We start from the raw sequence: 13,405 nt of genomic DNA on the forward strand, positions 1-13,405 counted from the left end.
TATGGCGTCTGTCAGACGGGGCCGCCGGGGACGCTTCGCCGTGCGCGTTCGCGCGCATAGAACTGTTCGCGCGAGATCTGATCGACCTTGTCCATGTCGCGCAGGATGGCGTGCAGTTCGTCACGAAACGCGGTGCGACGCTCGGCGAGGTCGGCTGCGGACGTCAGCAGTTTTTGGTCGGCGGCCACCTGGCGAGCCGTCGCGAACAGCAGCGCCGAAACCGACTCATTGCTCTGCACCCGGTGCTGTGCGACGTACTGGTTACCCAGGCCCAGCGCCCTCTTCGTCAACTCCTTGTCGTCGATCTCGTCAGGCGCGTCGCGCAGCACGTCGGCGACGATCTCGTAGGCCTCGAAGAACGGTCGCAGCATCGCGCCTGAGATCATCGGCTTCTTGGCGCGCAGCAGCACGTCGACGTCGCCGGCGACGACCCGCGTCTCCCAGTCGTCAAACCAGGACAACTCCTCGGCCACGTGCTCGCGGAACGCCGCGGAGTCGGCGAAGTAGAAGTCGAACTTCAGCAGATCCCGCAACCGCATGGCCTGGTTCCAGAACGCCTCCAACCGATCCCCGTCGGCACGCGCGGCACTCGTGAGCGCCAATTCGACGATTGACGTCTCGAGGAACGCGTCGATGAGAGTGTTGCGGTAGAACGCGGCCTCATGTTCGTTCTCGGGGGTGATCCGCCAGACCGGCTCCCTGCCGCCCTCCACGCATGTGACGGGATGTCCGTTGGACAAGGCGTCGAGCGCCGCCCGCACGCCATCGGGAGTCCGCAGCCGCAGCGCGCTGTTGGTCATCGGTGTCTGCTTGCGCTCCAGATAGTCCATCGAGTCCTGCAGCGTGTGGTGCAACTGGTCCAGCGTCAGCGCCACCCCACGGGTGGTCAACAACAGCGCCGACACCAAAGCCGTCGCGTTGACCGGGGTGGCCCGCAGGATGCGCCACGAGACCTCGAAGGCCATCTTCTGCAAAGCAAGGCGTTTCGCCGCCTCGTCCTCGGCCATCGGCCCGTGTGGCACGCCGAGGTATTCGCGCATCGACACCGCCTCGGGGAAGCGGACGTAGATTTTGCCGTAGTTACGCTCCCCCTGCGCCTTGATGAAGTTGTACATCCACGACAGGCTCTCGGGCGTCTTCTCACCGCCGCGGGCATAGGCCGCGTACTCGGCCGTCTCGTGGAGCTGGTCGAAGCTGATCGACACCGGCTGCAGCAAGATGTCCTCGCTCCGCCCGTCGAGGTATGCGTCGGCGACGTAGGCGAGCAGACCGAGCTTGGGAGGCAACATCTTTCCGGTGCGCGACCGGGTGCCCTCGATCGACCAACTGAGGTTGAACCGCTTCTCCACGATGTAGCCGACGAACTGCCGCAGCACATACTTGTACAGCGGGTCGTCGAGCTTGCGGCGCAGGAAGATGACACCGGAGTGGCGCATCAGCGGGCCCATGAAGCCGAAGGACAGGTTGATACCGGCGAACGTGTGGACAGGCGGCAGCCGGTTCTCCTGCATCGCCACCGGCACGATCACGCCGTCGAGATAGGACCGGTGCGAAAACAGCAGCACCGCAGGGTGATTCTCCAGGTTACGCCGCATCGCCTCGACCTCGTCGCGGTCGTAGTCGATGTTGGGATCGAAACCGCGGCTGAAGATCGCTCGCCCGAGCGACGGGATGAGGTCGACCGAGAACCGGCTCCACCCGGTCGAGAGCTCGTCGAGCATCTCACCGGCTTTGTCCAATTCGGCACCGGGAATCTGGGACAGCCCATCGCGGAACCGCGCCGACGCCAGCAGTTCGGGCTTGATCAGCCGAGGCGACTTGTACTCGGGACCGAGCAGACGCAGTTCGACCCGCTCGATCGCGAGAATGGCACGTCGAATGACGAATCGGGCGAATTCCCTTGGGTTCTCGGCGACGGTGGTGTCCGTCCACTGCTGGCGCAGTTCGGACACCTTGGCTGGTTCGCCGGCGACCACCCGGGCCCGTGACGGGTCTTTGCGCAGGATTCGGCGCTGGAGGATGTCGGGCGGTCGGTAGGTGTCGCGGCCGGACAGCAGCGCCACCACCTTCGAACGCGTCGGCAGGCCGCCGGGCACCCAGAACACACGCACCGGTACCACGGACCGGTCCTCGTCGGCTTTCAGCCCGGAGACGAGCTGGGCCAGCACACCGGGCGGCGGGTCGTCGTCAGGCAACTGCAGCACCTCGACTTTGGCGTCGGGGTGTTCGTGTCGCTGCTGCTTCAGCCACTGGTGCAGCAGCTCCTTTTCGGCCTGTGATGACACCGACGCCAGCACGAGCGCATCATCGGTCGGTGTGAACGGGGCGTAGTGGTCAGCCGAGCGCTTCACGACTTGCGTTCTCCAGCAGCCTTTTTAGCCGGCCTTTTGGCCGGCGCCTTCTTGACGGCTGTCTTCGCGGCTTTCTCGGCCGGCGCTTTCTTGGCCGGCGCCTTCTTTGCGCCGTTGCCTGCGGCCTTCTTCGGCGGTTTCTTCCTTCGTGTGTACAGCTCGGGTGTGGGCAACTCGTCGTGTGGCCAGTCGGTGAGCGTGTCGAGGTAGAGCTGGCGCACTTCGTCGATGCGCTCCTGCAGGTTGTCTTGTGTCCAGTCGTCGACGGGTATCGGCGGGTACACCACGACGTCGACGCGGCCGGGATTGAATACGCTGGAGTCGCGCGCGGCGATCACCTCGGCGTTGCGAATCACGATCGGCACGATGGGAATTCCGGCTGACATCGCGATGCGGAACGGCCCCTTTTTGAACGGGCCGACCTCGGTGGTGTCGAGGCGGGTGCCCTCCGGCGCGATCAGGATGGACAGGCCCTTGCGGGCGAGCTCCTCGACCTTCTTCAGACCCTCCACGGCCTTTCGCGGATCCTCCCGATCGATGAACGCCGCATCCATGATCTTGCCCAGCGTGCCGACGATGGGGTCCTTCTCCAACTCTTTCTTCCCGACGGAGGTGAAGTTGGTCTCGACAAGTCGCCCCGCGATGAGCGGGTCGGCCTGGTTCCGGTGGTTGAAGATGAACACCGCGGGCCGCTGCGCGGTCAGGTTCTCCCTGCCGAGAACCTGGAGGTCGACACCGATGGTGGTCAACAGTGTCCGGCCGAACGCGGAGGTGAAGAAGTTGACCCCGGTGCGCCGATTACGCGTCAACACGCCGAGCCCGAGGGCTCCCGCGGCGATCGGCGCCATCGAGGCGATGCCTGCCGCGGTACGGAGCTGCGAAAGTGGGCTGCTGCCACTGCGACTGGTGAACCGCAGCACCGGCCACCCGCGCTTCGCGGCGACCGCCGCAAGCTTGCCCGCAGGATTGGTGGGTCGCGGGTTCCCTACGAGGTACATGAGCGCGACGTCTTCGTCGCCGTCTGCGTAGAAGTAACTCTTGGATAGGTCGACATCGTTCTCGGTCGCGAACCTCTGCACGGCCCTGGCCTTGCCGGGCCCCCAGATGATCGGTTTAAGGACTTCTCCGGTGAGCAAGCCGTTCTCGTCGGTCTCGAATTTGTTGCTCAACACGTTCCCGATGCCGAGGAATCGCGCAACCGGCTCGACCTGGACGGTCAGCGCGGAGGAGCTGAGCACGACGGTGTGTCCGCGGGCCATGTGCGCACGGACCAGCTCACGCATCTCCGGGTAGATGCGGCTGACGATCTTCTGGACGAACAGCCGCTCGGCGAGTTCATCGATCTCGTCGAGAGAGTTCCCGCGCAGCATGCGGGCGCCCTTGCCGATGAGATCCTCGAATTCGGAGCGGCCCAGCCGGTGATTCAACCCCGCCTGCACCATGCCGACGAACTCGCCGACCGACATCTGCCTGCGGCGCAACCGATCCTGCGTCATGACCACCCCGGTGAACCCGGCGACCAGTGTGCCGTCCAGATCGAAGAACGCGCCGACCTGTGGGCCCGCCGGGCTCGCCTGGATCTCGGCGACAGAGCCGGGCAGGCGCATGGTCCTGCGATTGTTCTGCCGCGCTTCGCCGTTTCCCGAAGTCATTGCTGCGCACTTCCATTCGATGAGATGGGCGGGGGTGCGGGTGCGTCAGTGGTGAAGGTAGCCGGAACGGCGCGGCCGTCGCCGCCGAGTGCGAGCACTTCGTCGAACCCCGACAGCAGGCACCGGGCCCACAGGTCGGGATCGGTGATCGCCGCACGGTCGTATCGCGTGGTGATCGTGCAGTAACCTGCGCGCGAGACCAGAACGACCATCATCGCGACCCCAGGCAGCGGGCCAAGGCCGTACTGCCGCAGGATCTTCGCGCCGGCGATGAAGGTGTCGCCCGCGTACACCGGTACGTTGCTGGCCTGCACGTCGGAGTTGACGATCGATCCGGCCATCGACTCGAGGACGGAGTCGGGCAACAGGCTGATCAGCGGTGCGATCGCGCCGACCATGTCGATGGCGCGTTCTTCGCGCTTACGCGTCATCTGCGTGCGAATGTTCTTGATGCGGACCTCGGGGTCCAGAAGACCGATCGGGGCCGCGAGATTGACTCCGGCGAAACGGTTTCCGCCCGCCGGGTCGGCATCGGACCGCAGGTTGACCGGCACAGCCATCGGCAGGGTGTCGATCGGGATGCCCATCTCGTCGTGGTAGAGCCGCAGTGCGCCGCAGAGCCCAGCCAGGTAGGCGTCGTTGATCGAGCCACCCGCGGACTTGGCCGCCTTGTGCAGATCGCCGAACTCGATGTCGATCGCCTCGCTGCGCGACGACAGGCTGCGCCGTCGCAGAACCGGCGAGGGTTCGGCGACCGGTCCCATCACGCGGGCGCCCGACACGGCGTAGTCGACGGCGCCGCCCAATCGATGTACCGGATCCCGGACGACCTCTCCGACGACGTGCGCGGCGCCGAACAACGCGCCTCGCATGCGGCCCGCGATGGTGCCGGGCAGCCGGCTGATGCCTTGGCGCATCAAGTCGTTGGGCGAGAGATCCTGCGGGATCGGCAGAGGCGCCGGAGCGGCCGTTTCCGCATCGCGTTCGAGGTCGTAGATGTTGGCGAACATATCGACGGCGCCGACTCCGTCGGTGACGGCATGGCTCAGGTGCATCATCACCGCCGCTCGCCCGTCCTCGAGTCCTTCGATCAGGGTGGCCGTCCACAGGGGCCGGGAGATGTCGAGTGGCGACTGCACGGCGACCTCGACGAGGTCCATCACTTGACGCATGGTGCCGGGCTCGGGAATGCGGATTCTGCGGACGTGGAAGTCGAGGTTGAAATCGGGATCGATGACCCACCGCGGCGCGACCGTCGGCAAGGTCGGCGTCACGACTTTCTGCCGTAGCCGCAGCACCTTCCGCGAGGCGTTGTCGAACCTGGCCCGGAACCGCTCCCAGTCGGGCGTGCCATCCAGGATCTCGAGCGTCATGATCCCTGAGCGCGTACGCGGGTTGCCTTCTCCGCGATGCAGGATCTGGTCCAGCGCACTGAGTTCTTCCGGGAGTCCCGCGGCGTCGAGGTCCGGCACGTCGCTCATGGGTCGTCGCTCCCCTCCATTCGACGGTGAAGTAATGACGTCACCACGCTAGTCCGCCACCCGGCGGCACGAGGGACCTTTAATAGCTGAGGGCACGTGCCCAGGCGATAGACTCTCTGGCGTTGCCTCCGTAGCTCAGTTGGATAGAGCATCGGCCTTCTAATCCGAATGTCGCAGGTTCGATTCCTGCCGGGGGCGCTGATGTGGCGCCGACCTGCCACCGGGTACACAGGACGCGATGCCAAGCAACGATGCCTACCGGCGGCTGAGTCCGCGTCCCGATGCCGGCTACGTGTACCGGACCTCGTGGCCCGTTCCGACCGGTGACATCGACGGCGACTTGCGACTACGCCTCGACGGAGTGGCCCGCTACATCCAGGAGGTGGGTGCGGAGAATCTGCTCGACGCCGGTGAGGCCGAAGAACATCCGCACTGGCTCGTCCAGCGCACGGTGATCGACGTGGTCCAACCCATCGAGTGGCCCAATGAGGTGTCGTTCAGTCGGTGGTGTCCGGCGCTGTCGACCAGGTGGTGCTCCATGCGCGTCGACCTCGTCGGAAGCGACGGCGGCCGTATCGAGACCGAGGGCTTCTGGATCGCCATCAACGAGCGCACGCTCACCCCGCAGCGGGTCTCCGACAGTCTGATCGAGAAGTTCGCGAGCACCACCGAGGTGCACCGCCTCAAATGGCGGCCGTGGCTGGCGGACCCGGCCGACGCGGACGTCACAATGCCATTCGCCTTGCGTCGCACCGACATCGACGTTTTCGAACACGTCACCAACACTGCGTACTGGCACGCCATCCACGAAGTGATGGCAGCACAGCCCGAGATCTGCAGACCGCCGTATCGAGCTGTCGTGGAATATCGCAAGCCGATCCGGTATGGCGAAGAGGTAATGCTGCGGTGGGCCCGCCGCGACGACGATGTGCACATCGCCATAGCTGTCGGCGAAGAGGTCCGTGCCGCGGCGCTGCTCCGCAAGCTCTCGTGACGGCGACTGGACCGCCGCGACCTGGAAGGATACGTTTGCTACACGACCGACGGGGAGGAATTGAGATGGTGCGACCGGGCAGAAAGCGCGGGACGCGATTGGCGATGGGCGTCGCGGCCGTCGGCGTGGCGACCAGCGTCGTAGGCGTTGCCGCCACACAGCCCGCATCGATCTCTTCGCCCCTGGTCGACCTCACCGCGCTGATCGCCGTCGGCAGCTCGACCAACCCCTCCGGCGCCGGTGTTCAGGACTTCTTCGGAGGACAGTTCAGGGATCCACAGTTCACCGGCCCATCCGGCGACGACATCACCACCGTCAACTTCCTTACCGGCCCGTGGGGCATCGGCCAGGCGCTGCAAGCCAATAGTGACGACCCGAGGAACGCCGTCGTCGCCTCGGGCTGGGGCGCCGCGAACGCGAGTTTGCTGTTGGGGCAGCTGGCGCAGCGCAACGATCCCGTCGTGGGCAAGACCGTCTGGGTACTCGACAACAACGTGTCGGCACCCGATGGCGGCTTCGGCACAAGGTATCCGTGGTTCGCGCTGATCGGGGTCAACCCGTTCCCCACGCCGACCGACACGGGCGCGACGGTCATCGTCACCGCCTATCAGTACAACTACAACTCCAACGCTCCTGCCGACCTGTTCAATGGTCTGGCCCACCTCAACTCGCTGGTCGCCTACCTGTACGGGTATCAGGATCAGCAGCAGATCGACCTGCCGGTAGACGACCAGGGCAATCCGACGTGCGGTTCGAGCACATGCACGGTCTCCGAAGACGGTCGGGTCATCGCATACGTCGTTCAGAAAGGCAAGACGACGTACGTCACCTACACGACCGATCAGTTGCCGCTGGCGCGGTTGATCCGCGACGTCGTACCGTTCGGCATCGGCGACATGATTGCCGACCGCGCTGAACCGCTGTTGAAGCTGATCGTCGACTCCGCCTACTACGGCGGCAATCCCATCCCGGCAGATCCGAGCCAGTACAAGCCGGCGCGGCTCTTCCCGTCGCCCGCGGAGATCGCCGACACGATCTCGAAGATTCCGGGTGCGGTCCAGGAAGGTTTCGCGCCGATCCCGCCGGCCGAGTCGACTGTCGATGACGCCGTGGTCTCCACTTCCGCCGACGATCAAGAGCAGACCATCATCGAGTCGGGGGAAGAGCCGGAGAAGGCGACCAAGCCGCTGACCAACGTGCAGCGCCAGAGCGACAAGTCCGTGCCGGGAAAGATCGGTGAGGACGAGTCGGAAACCCCTGACGTTGCGCAGGATTCAACGATCACCCAGCCGGAGACGCCCACGCAGAATCAGGATGACGCCGATCCGGCGGCCGCCGATCCTGGCACCGCAGGCGACGACCCTGACAACGGCGACAAGGGCGACAACGGCGACGAGTCGTAGCGTGGCACAGTCGTCGGCATGACGGCCGACGGCGAGTACTGGAACCACAACGCCGCATATCACGGATGGCTGGTAGGAATCGCCATGAGGCACCACGGCGACGTCCTGGATGCCGGGTGTGGGGAGGGCCTTCTCGCGCAGCGTCTGGCCGCGGTGTCACGGTCGGTGACGGCGATTGATCCCGACCGGTGGGCGACTGAAAAGGCCACCGAGCGCCTGGCGACGCTTGATCACGTATCCGTCTCCCATGAGACGTTCGACGACTTCGACGCCGAGGGCCGGAGGTTCGACCTCGTCACCTTCGTCGCCACGCTGCACCACATGGATCTGCGGGCGTCGCTGCAGAAATCGAGAGACCTTCTGACACCCGGCGGAGAAATAGCAGTCGTGGGCGTGTCGGCGAACAAGACGGTGCGCGATTGGGCTTGGGCAGTGGCGTGCGTGCCTGCGGCGCGGCTGGGGTCGTGGTGGCACCGAGAGATCCGCGACGTCGGCGTGCGGGTGGCCGAGCCGACGGAAGGGCTCGATGACATTCGCCGCACGGTTGACGACGTTCTGCCGGGCGCCTGGATCCGGCGCGGCCTGTACTACAGATATCGCATGCTGTGGTCGAACGGGCGGGTCCCGTAAATTCACCTGCGCCACGAGTGAACCGACACCACCACCCCCGGCAGTACCTGCTGCCGACGACGGCGAAACCGCCGATTAGCCCCCGCCGAACTGGCTACACTCACGGCGTGAAGCCAGGCCGGCGCGCCACCCACGCACCTGCGGTCATCGCAGCATGGGTGCTGCTGGCGGGTGCCATGGCACCGGCGGCTCACGCCGGCCCGCCCAGCTACGGCAGCAACGGCGTGTTCAACGTCGTCACCAACCCTCGCCCGGGATGGACGACGGCCTCGATCGAACCGGGCCGCTACCGGGTCGACCAAGCACCGAGCATGTACCCCTATCAGAGCGCGCCCGGTTTCTGGTACCGGTGCCACAACTTCCCCTGCAGCGCGGGCTTTCCCGGCAACGTCATCGCGAGCGGCCCCGCCGTTCGCGACGTCCCGACATTCATGGACGTCCTACCCAGTGACGTGGCGGTGGCGCTGGCCAACGTCACGCTGACGGTCGCCAACTGAACGCTGTCACTAGGCTGAGCCTCGTGTCCGAACCGGTACTGGTCCATGTCGAGGATCGCGTCGCGCTGCTGACCGTCAACGACCCCGACCGCCGCAACGCGGTGACCGCGGAGATATCGGCGGCTCTGCGCGCCGCCGTCGATGCCGCCGAAGCCGACGCCGACGTCCACGCCCTCATCGTGACCGGCGCGGGCAAGGCGTTCTGCGCCGGAGCCGACCTGACCGCGCTGGGTGCGGCGACCGAGGATGGCCTGCGCAAGATCTACGACGGATTCCTTGCGGTCGCCAACTGCACGCTGCCGACGATCGCCGCCGTCAACGGTGCGGCCGTCGGCGCCGGGATGAATCTCGCACTGGCCGCCGACGTGCGTATCGCAGGTCCGGGGGCGCTGTTCGATCCGCGTTTCCAGAAGCTGGGCATCCACCCGGGCGGCGGCGCCACGTGGATGTTGCAGCGTGGTGTCGGCCCACAGGTGGCTCGCGCGTCGCTGCTTTTCGGCATGCGGTTCGACGCGCAATCCGCCGTCCGGCACGGCCTGGCTCTCGAGATCGCCGACGATCCGGTCGCGGCCGCCCGCGCACTGGCCGCCGGCCCCGCCTCGGCGCCCCGCGAAGTGGTGCTCGCGACGAAGGCGTCGATGCGGGCCACCGCTAACCCGGGCTTCGTCGACACCGAACAGCACAGGCTCGCGGTCGACACCGAACTCGGCCCGCAGGCCCTGTCAATCGAGTCGCCCGAGTTCGCGCGTCGCCTCCAAGCCGCGCAGCGCAAGTGATTTAGAGGTCGAGCAGCGCCAGTTCCGGTGACTCGATGAGGTCGCGTACCTCGCACAGGAACGCCGCGACCTGCGCGCCGTCGACGATGCGATGGTCGAACGCACACGTCAGCGACATCGTGGGCCGTGCGACGACGTGGCCCTCGACCACCACCGGCCGCGGCTTGAGCGAGCCCATCCCCAGGATGGCTGCCTCCGGATAGTTGATGACGGGCACACCGTCGTCCAGACCGAGCGCGCCGAAGTTCGACACGGTGAACGTCGAGCCCTGCAACTGCGCCGGTGTCAGCGTGCCTGCCCGCGCATCGTCGATCAATCGACCCACCACCGCCGCCAGTTCGCGGGTGGTCTTGTCCTGTGCGTCCTCGATGACGGGAACCAGCAGCCCGCGCGGGGCCGCCACGCCGAAACCCAGGTGCACCCCCGAGTGCAGACGAACCTGGGGACCCTCGGTCGTCTCGACCCACGTCGAATTCAGGGCCGGGTGTCGCCGCAGCGCGATCGTCAACAACCGCAAGGTCAACACGAACGGTGTCACCGCGTCTTCGCAGCTGTCCCGCAACAGGTCTCGCAGCCGCAGTAGTTTCGCGCCGTCGACCTGCACGCCCGCATGAGCATCGGGGATCTCGCGGCGCGACAGCGTCATTCGGCGTGCCATCTCCGCTTGCACGCCCCGCACCGACACCGTGTCCGGATCGGTTGCCGACCGGCCTGCCGCCACCATGACGTCCTCGCGGGTGATGACGCTGTCTGGGCCGGAAGCCGTCACCGCATGCAGGTCGACGTTCAGGTCAGCGGCCAACTTGCGCACCGGTGGTTTGGCCCGCGGCCGCGTCGCAGGTGCGCCGTTGGCCCGCCTGCTGCTGTCCATCGCGTCGTCAGCGCCGTACCCGACGAGCACCGGAGTGCGCTTCGGTTCGGCGCCCGCAGCGGCAGACGTCGATATGCGAACCAACACGGATCCGACGGCTAGCGTCTGCCCTTCAGCGCCGCCGAGTTCGACGATGCGCCCGGCATACGGGCTCGGTATCTCGACTTCGGCTTTGTTCGTCTCCACCGTGCACAGCGTCTGGTTGAGTTCGACGACGTCACCGACCGCTACCTCCCACGCGGTGATCGTCGCGTCCTCCAAGCCTTCGCCGAGATCGGGAACGAGGAAGTCCCGCACGCCGCCGCTCATGGTTGCCTCAATGTCCGCTCGACGCAGTCGAGAAGTCGGTCAACGCCGGGCAGCCACACCTTCTCCAGCCGCGCCGGCGGATAAGGCGTGTCGAACCCGGTGGCACGCAACACCGGTGCTTCCAGGTCGTAGAACAACTCCTCCTGGATGCGGGCGGCAAGTTCGGCGCCGAACCCCAGCGTGCGCGGGCCCTCGTGCATCACCACGACGCGGCCCGTCTTGCGCACCGAATCCGCGACCGTGTCGAAGTCCAGCGGGTTCAACGACCGTAGGTCGACGACCTCGATGCTCCAATCATGCTGCTGCGCCGCCAGTTCCGCGGCGCTCAACGCGGTGGCCACCAGCGATCCGTACGTCACCACGGTGGCATCGGCTCCAATGCGCCGAACCGCGGCCCGTCCGAACGGAAGGCCGGGCACATGCGTATCGACCGCCTCCCGCGCCCAGTACCGACGCTTCGGTTCCAGGTACACGACCGGGTCGCGGCTTGCGATCGCCTGACGCAGAAGCCAGTAGGCGTCCGACGGCGTCGACGGCGCCACCACCTTCAGTCCTGCGGTGTGCAACCAGTAACTCTCGGTGGACTCCGAATGATGTTCCACCGCACCGATTCCGCCGAAAGACGGAATCCGGATCGTCACCGGCATGTCCACATCCCCGTGGGTGCGCATCCGATATTTCGCCAGGTGGCTGACGATCTGGTCGAACGCCGGTGCGGCGAACCCGTCGAACTGGATCTCGGGCACCGGTACCAGTCCCCGCAGCGCCATGCCGATCGCGATGCCGATGATGCCGGACTCAGCCAGCGGCGTGTCGAAACACCTCTCGACGCCGAAAGTTTCGGCCAGTCCCTCGGTGACGCGAAAGACACCACCAAGGGTTGCGACGTCCTCACCGAACACCAGCACCCGGTCGTCGGAGGCCATCGCATCGTGCAGCGCCCGGTTGATCGCCTGCACCATTGTCAGCGTCGACGCGGCTTGCACCTCGGTCAGCATGGGACCGCTCGGTTGGTCCTCACCGGGAAAGGCGGACCGCTCGATGATCTGCGTCATATCGCTCCTCGCGTGCGCTGCGTCATATCGCTCCTCGCGTGCGCTGCGTCATATCGCTCCTCGCGTGCGCTGCGTCATATCGCTCCTCGCGTGCGCTGCGTCATATCGCTCCTCGCGTGCGCTGCGTCATATCGCTCCTCGCGTGCGCTGCGTCATATCGCTCCTCGCGTGCGCTGCGTCATGTCACGCCTCCTTCGCCCGCTCGGCGCGCAGCTGCTCGCGCTGAGCGACCAGGTCCGGGGTGATGTCGTGGTAGACGGTGTCGAACATCTCCGTGACGTCGAAGTCCTCGGCGCCGACGATCGCGTCGCGCAATTCGGCGCGTAAGCGTTTGGACCTCGCCCCGACTCGCTCCTCGAGTCTGTCGCTCCACACCCCTACCGACTGCAGATACGTGCGGTAGCGCGTAATCGGATCGCGCGCGGCCCACTGTGCCACTTCGTCGTCGGATCGATACCGGGTCGGGTCGTCGGAGGTCGTGTGCGGACCCATTCGGTAGGTGAGCGCCTCGATCAGCGTCGGCCCGCCGCCGTCGCGAGCCCGCTTCGCGGCTTCCGACGTCACCGCGAAACAGGCCAGCACATCGTTGCCGTCGACGCGCACGCCCGGCATGCCGTAGGCGACGGCCCGATGCGCGATGGACGGCGCCGCCATCTGGTGGCTGACCGGTACCGAGATCGCCCACTGGTTGTTCGTCACGAAGAACACGCACGGCGCCTTGAACACCGCTGCGAAGTTCAGCGCCTCGTGCGCATCGCCCTCGCTGGTGGCCCCGTCGCCGAGGAACGCCAACGTGACCGAGTCTTCGCCGAGTCGCTGTGCCGCCATTGCCGCACCCACCGCATGCAGTCCGTGGGTGCCGATCGGGATGGCGATGGGCGCGACGCACTTGTCGGTGAAGCCGAGCCCGCCGTGCCACTTGCCCCGCCATACCGCGCCGATCTGCGCAGGCGTGATGCCGCGCAGCAGGAACGCGCCGATCTCGCGATACTGCGGGAACATCCAGTCGGTCTTGCGCAGGCACGCGGACGCACCGATCTGCGCGGCCTCCTGGCCGCGGCACGACGCGAACAACGCCAACTCACCCTGTCGTTGAAGGTTGACGAACTCGACGTCGAGGTCGCGGGTGACGACCATCGACTCATAGAGCCAGGCCAGCGTCTCGGGTGGGAAGTCTCGGCGGTAGGGATCCGCCGTGCTCGTGGTGGTCGGCGTCCCGTCCGGGGCGACCAGTTGAACCGGCTCCATCTCGACGTCGACCGACGTCAGGGGTGCCGAAACCGACCCTGCCATACCGCCTCCTTGGGTCACTGACGGCGGGTCGCGCCGTCAGGCGACTGAGGTGCTCAGTACGGAGGCGGTCAGAGCAACCCCTGGTGGGGGGGT

At 66.4% G+C, this 13,405-nt stretch carries 11 protein-coding genes and 1 tRNA gene; 6 read left to right on the top strand and 6 right to left on the bottom strand.

Features of this window, described 5'->3' with window-relative positions; genetic code table 11:
• Nucleotides 1–11: 11 nt before the first annotated feature.
• From N4S67_RS19060 to N4S67_RS19070, 3 genes are read right to left on the bottom strand one after another with little or no spacing between them, the layout of a single operon-like run.
• Nucleotides 12–2,351, bottom strand: a complete 2,340-nt coding sequence (locus N4S67_RS19060) for a glycerol-3-phosphate 1-O-acyltransferase (protein ID WP_260994546.1) — start codon at nucleotides 2,349–2,351, stop codon at nucleotides 12–14.
• Nucleotides 2,348–4,003 carry an HAD-IB family hydrolase/lysophospholipid acyltransferase family protein gene (locus N4S67_RS19065; protein ID WP_260994547.1) on the bottom strand — a complete coding sequence of 552 codons (1,656 nt, stop codon included), beginning with the start codon at nucleotides 4,001–4,003 and terminating at the stop codon, nucleotides 2,348–2,350. The genes N4S67_RS19060 and N4S67_RS19065 overlap by 4 nt, the downstream gene beginning before the upstream one ends.
• Nucleotides 4,000–5,484: a wax ester/triacylglycerol synthase family O-acyltransferase gene (locus N4S67_RS19070; protein WP_260994548.1), complete on the bottom strand. Its 1,485-nt coding sequence runs from the start codon at nucleotides 5,482–5,484 to the stop codon at nucleotides 4,000–4,002. The genes N4S67_RS19065 and N4S67_RS19070 overlap by 4 nt, the downstream gene beginning before the upstream one ends.
• A gap of 124 nt (nucleotides 5,485–5,608) precedes the next feature.
• On the opposite strand from N4S67_RS19070, the gene N4S67_RS19075 reads away from it, so the two are divergent.
• From N4S67_RS19075 to N4S67_RS19100, 6 genes are all read left to right on the top strand, one after another.
• Nucleotides 5,609–5,682 (top strand) — tRNA-Arg (locus N4S67_RS19075).
• Between the two features lie 40 nt (nucleotides 5,683–5,722).
• On the top strand, nucleotides 5,723–6,478 hold the full coding sequence (locus tag N4S67_RS19080) for an acyl-[acyl-carrier-protein] thioesterase (RefSeq protein WP_260994549.1): 756 nt from the start codon (nucleotides 5,723–5,725) through the stop codon (nucleotides 6,476–6,478).
• 65 nt (nucleotides 6,479–6,543) lie between these two features.
• Nucleotides 6,544–7,881 (top strand): PE-PPE domain-containing protein, encoded by a 1,338-nt coding sequence (locus N4S67_RS19085; protein WP_260994550.1) that lies wholly within the window; start codon nucleotides 6,544–6,546, stop codon nucleotides 7,879–7,881.
• An 18-nt stretch (nucleotides 7,882–7,899) separates the two neighbouring features.
• Entirely contained in the window at nucleotides 7,900–8,511 is a 612-nt protein-coding gene (locus N4S67_RS19090; protein WP_260994551.1) for a class I SAM-dependent methyltransferase, read from the top strand.
• 176 nt (nucleotides 8,512–8,687) lie between these two features.
• Nucleotides 8,688–9,008 carry a hypothetical protein gene (locus N4S67_RS19095; RefSeq protein ID WP_260994733.1) on the top strand — a complete coding sequence of 107 codons (321 nt, stop codon included), beginning with the start codon at nucleotides 8,688–8,690 and terminating at the stop codon, nucleotides 9,006–9,008.
• Nucleotides 9,009–9,031: 23 nt separating this feature from the next.
• Nucleotides 9,032–9,784 carry an enoyl-CoA hydratase gene (locus N4S67_RS19100; protein WP_260994552.1) on the top strand — a complete coding sequence of 251 codons (753 nt, stop codon included), beginning with the start codon at nucleotides 9,032–9,034 and terminating at the stop codon, nucleotides 9,782–9,784.
• A gap of 1 nt (nucleotide 9,785) precedes the next feature.
• Here the strand turns inward: N4S67_RS19100 and N4S67_RS19105 are convergent, their stop codons facing one another.
• The 3 genes from N4S67_RS19105 to pdhA all read right to left on the bottom strand — a co-directional run bounded on the left by N4S67_RS19105 (nucleotide 9,786) and on the right by pdhA (nucleotide 13,312).
• Nucleotides 9,786–10,964 carry a dihydrolipoamide acetyltransferase family protein gene (locus tag N4S67_RS19105; protein ID WP_260994553.1) on the bottom strand — a complete coding sequence of 393 codons (1,179 nt, stop codon included), beginning with the start codon at nucleotides 10,962–10,964 and terminating at the stop codon, nucleotides 9,786–9,788.
• Nucleotides 10,961–12,019 (bottom strand): alpha-ketoacid dehydrogenase subunit beta, encoded by a 1,059-nt coding sequence (locus N4S67_RS19110; protein WP_260994554.1) that lies wholly within the window; start codon nucleotides 12,017–12,019, stop codon nucleotides 10,961–10,963. Before N4S67_RS19110 ends, N4S67_RS19105 begins: the two co-directional genes overlap by 4 nt.
• Nucleotides 12,020–12,202: 183 nt before the next feature.
• A complete protein-coding gene (gene pdhA / locus N4S67_RS19115; RefSeq protein WP_260994555.1) occupies nucleotides 12,203–13,312 on the bottom strand; it encodes a pyruvate dehydrogenase (acetyl-transferring) E1 component subunit alpha in 1,110 nt (369 codons plus the stop codon).
• Nucleotides 13,313–13,405 lie beyond the last annotated feature (93 nt).

The sequence above is a fragment of the Mycobacterium deserti genome (assembly GCF_025345615.1).
Taxonomy (GTDB): Bacteria; Actinomycetota; Actinomycetes; order Mycobacteriales; family Mycobacteriaceae; genus Mycobacterium; species Mycobacterium deserti.

Bases quoted from the DNA above. Each gene is read 5' to 3' on its own strand.
- N4S67_RS19065 (WP_260994547.1), bottom strand. From the start codon at position 4,003: ATGACTTCGGGAAACGGCGAAGCGCGGCAGAACAATCGCAGGACCATG.
- N4S67_RS19070 (WP_260994548.1), bottom strand. From the start codon at position 5,484: ATGAGCGACGTGCCGGACCTCGACGCCGCGGGACTCCCGGAAGAACTC.
- N4S67_RS19080 (WP_260994549.1), top strand. From the start codon at position 5,723: ATGCCAAGCAACGATGCCTACCGGCGGCTGAGTCCGCGTCCCGATGCC.
- N4S67_RS19085 (WP_260994550.1), top strand. From the start codon at position 6,544: ATGGTGCGACCGGGCAGAAAGCGCGGGACGCGATTGGCGATGGGCGTC.
- N4S67_RS19090 (WP_260994551.1), top strand. From the start codon at position 7,900: ATGACGGCCGACGGCGAGTACTGGAACCACAACGCCGCATATCACGGA.
- N4S67_RS19095 (WP_260994733.1), top strand. From the start codon at position 8,688: ATGGCACCGGCGGCTCACGCCGGCCCGCCCAGCTACGGCAGCAACGGC.
- N4S67_RS19105 (WP_260994553.1), bottom strand. From the start codon at position 10,964: ATGAGCGGCGGCGTGCGGGACTTCCTCGTTCCCGATCTCGGCGAAGGC.
- N4S67_RS19110 (WP_260994554.1), bottom strand. From the start codon at position 12,019: ATGACGCAGATCATCGAGCGGTCCGCCTTTCCCGGTGAGGACCAACCG.
- pdhA (WP_260994555.1), bottom strand. From the start codon at position 13,312: ATGGCAGGGTCGGTTTCGGCACCCCTGACGTCGGTCGACGTCGAGATG.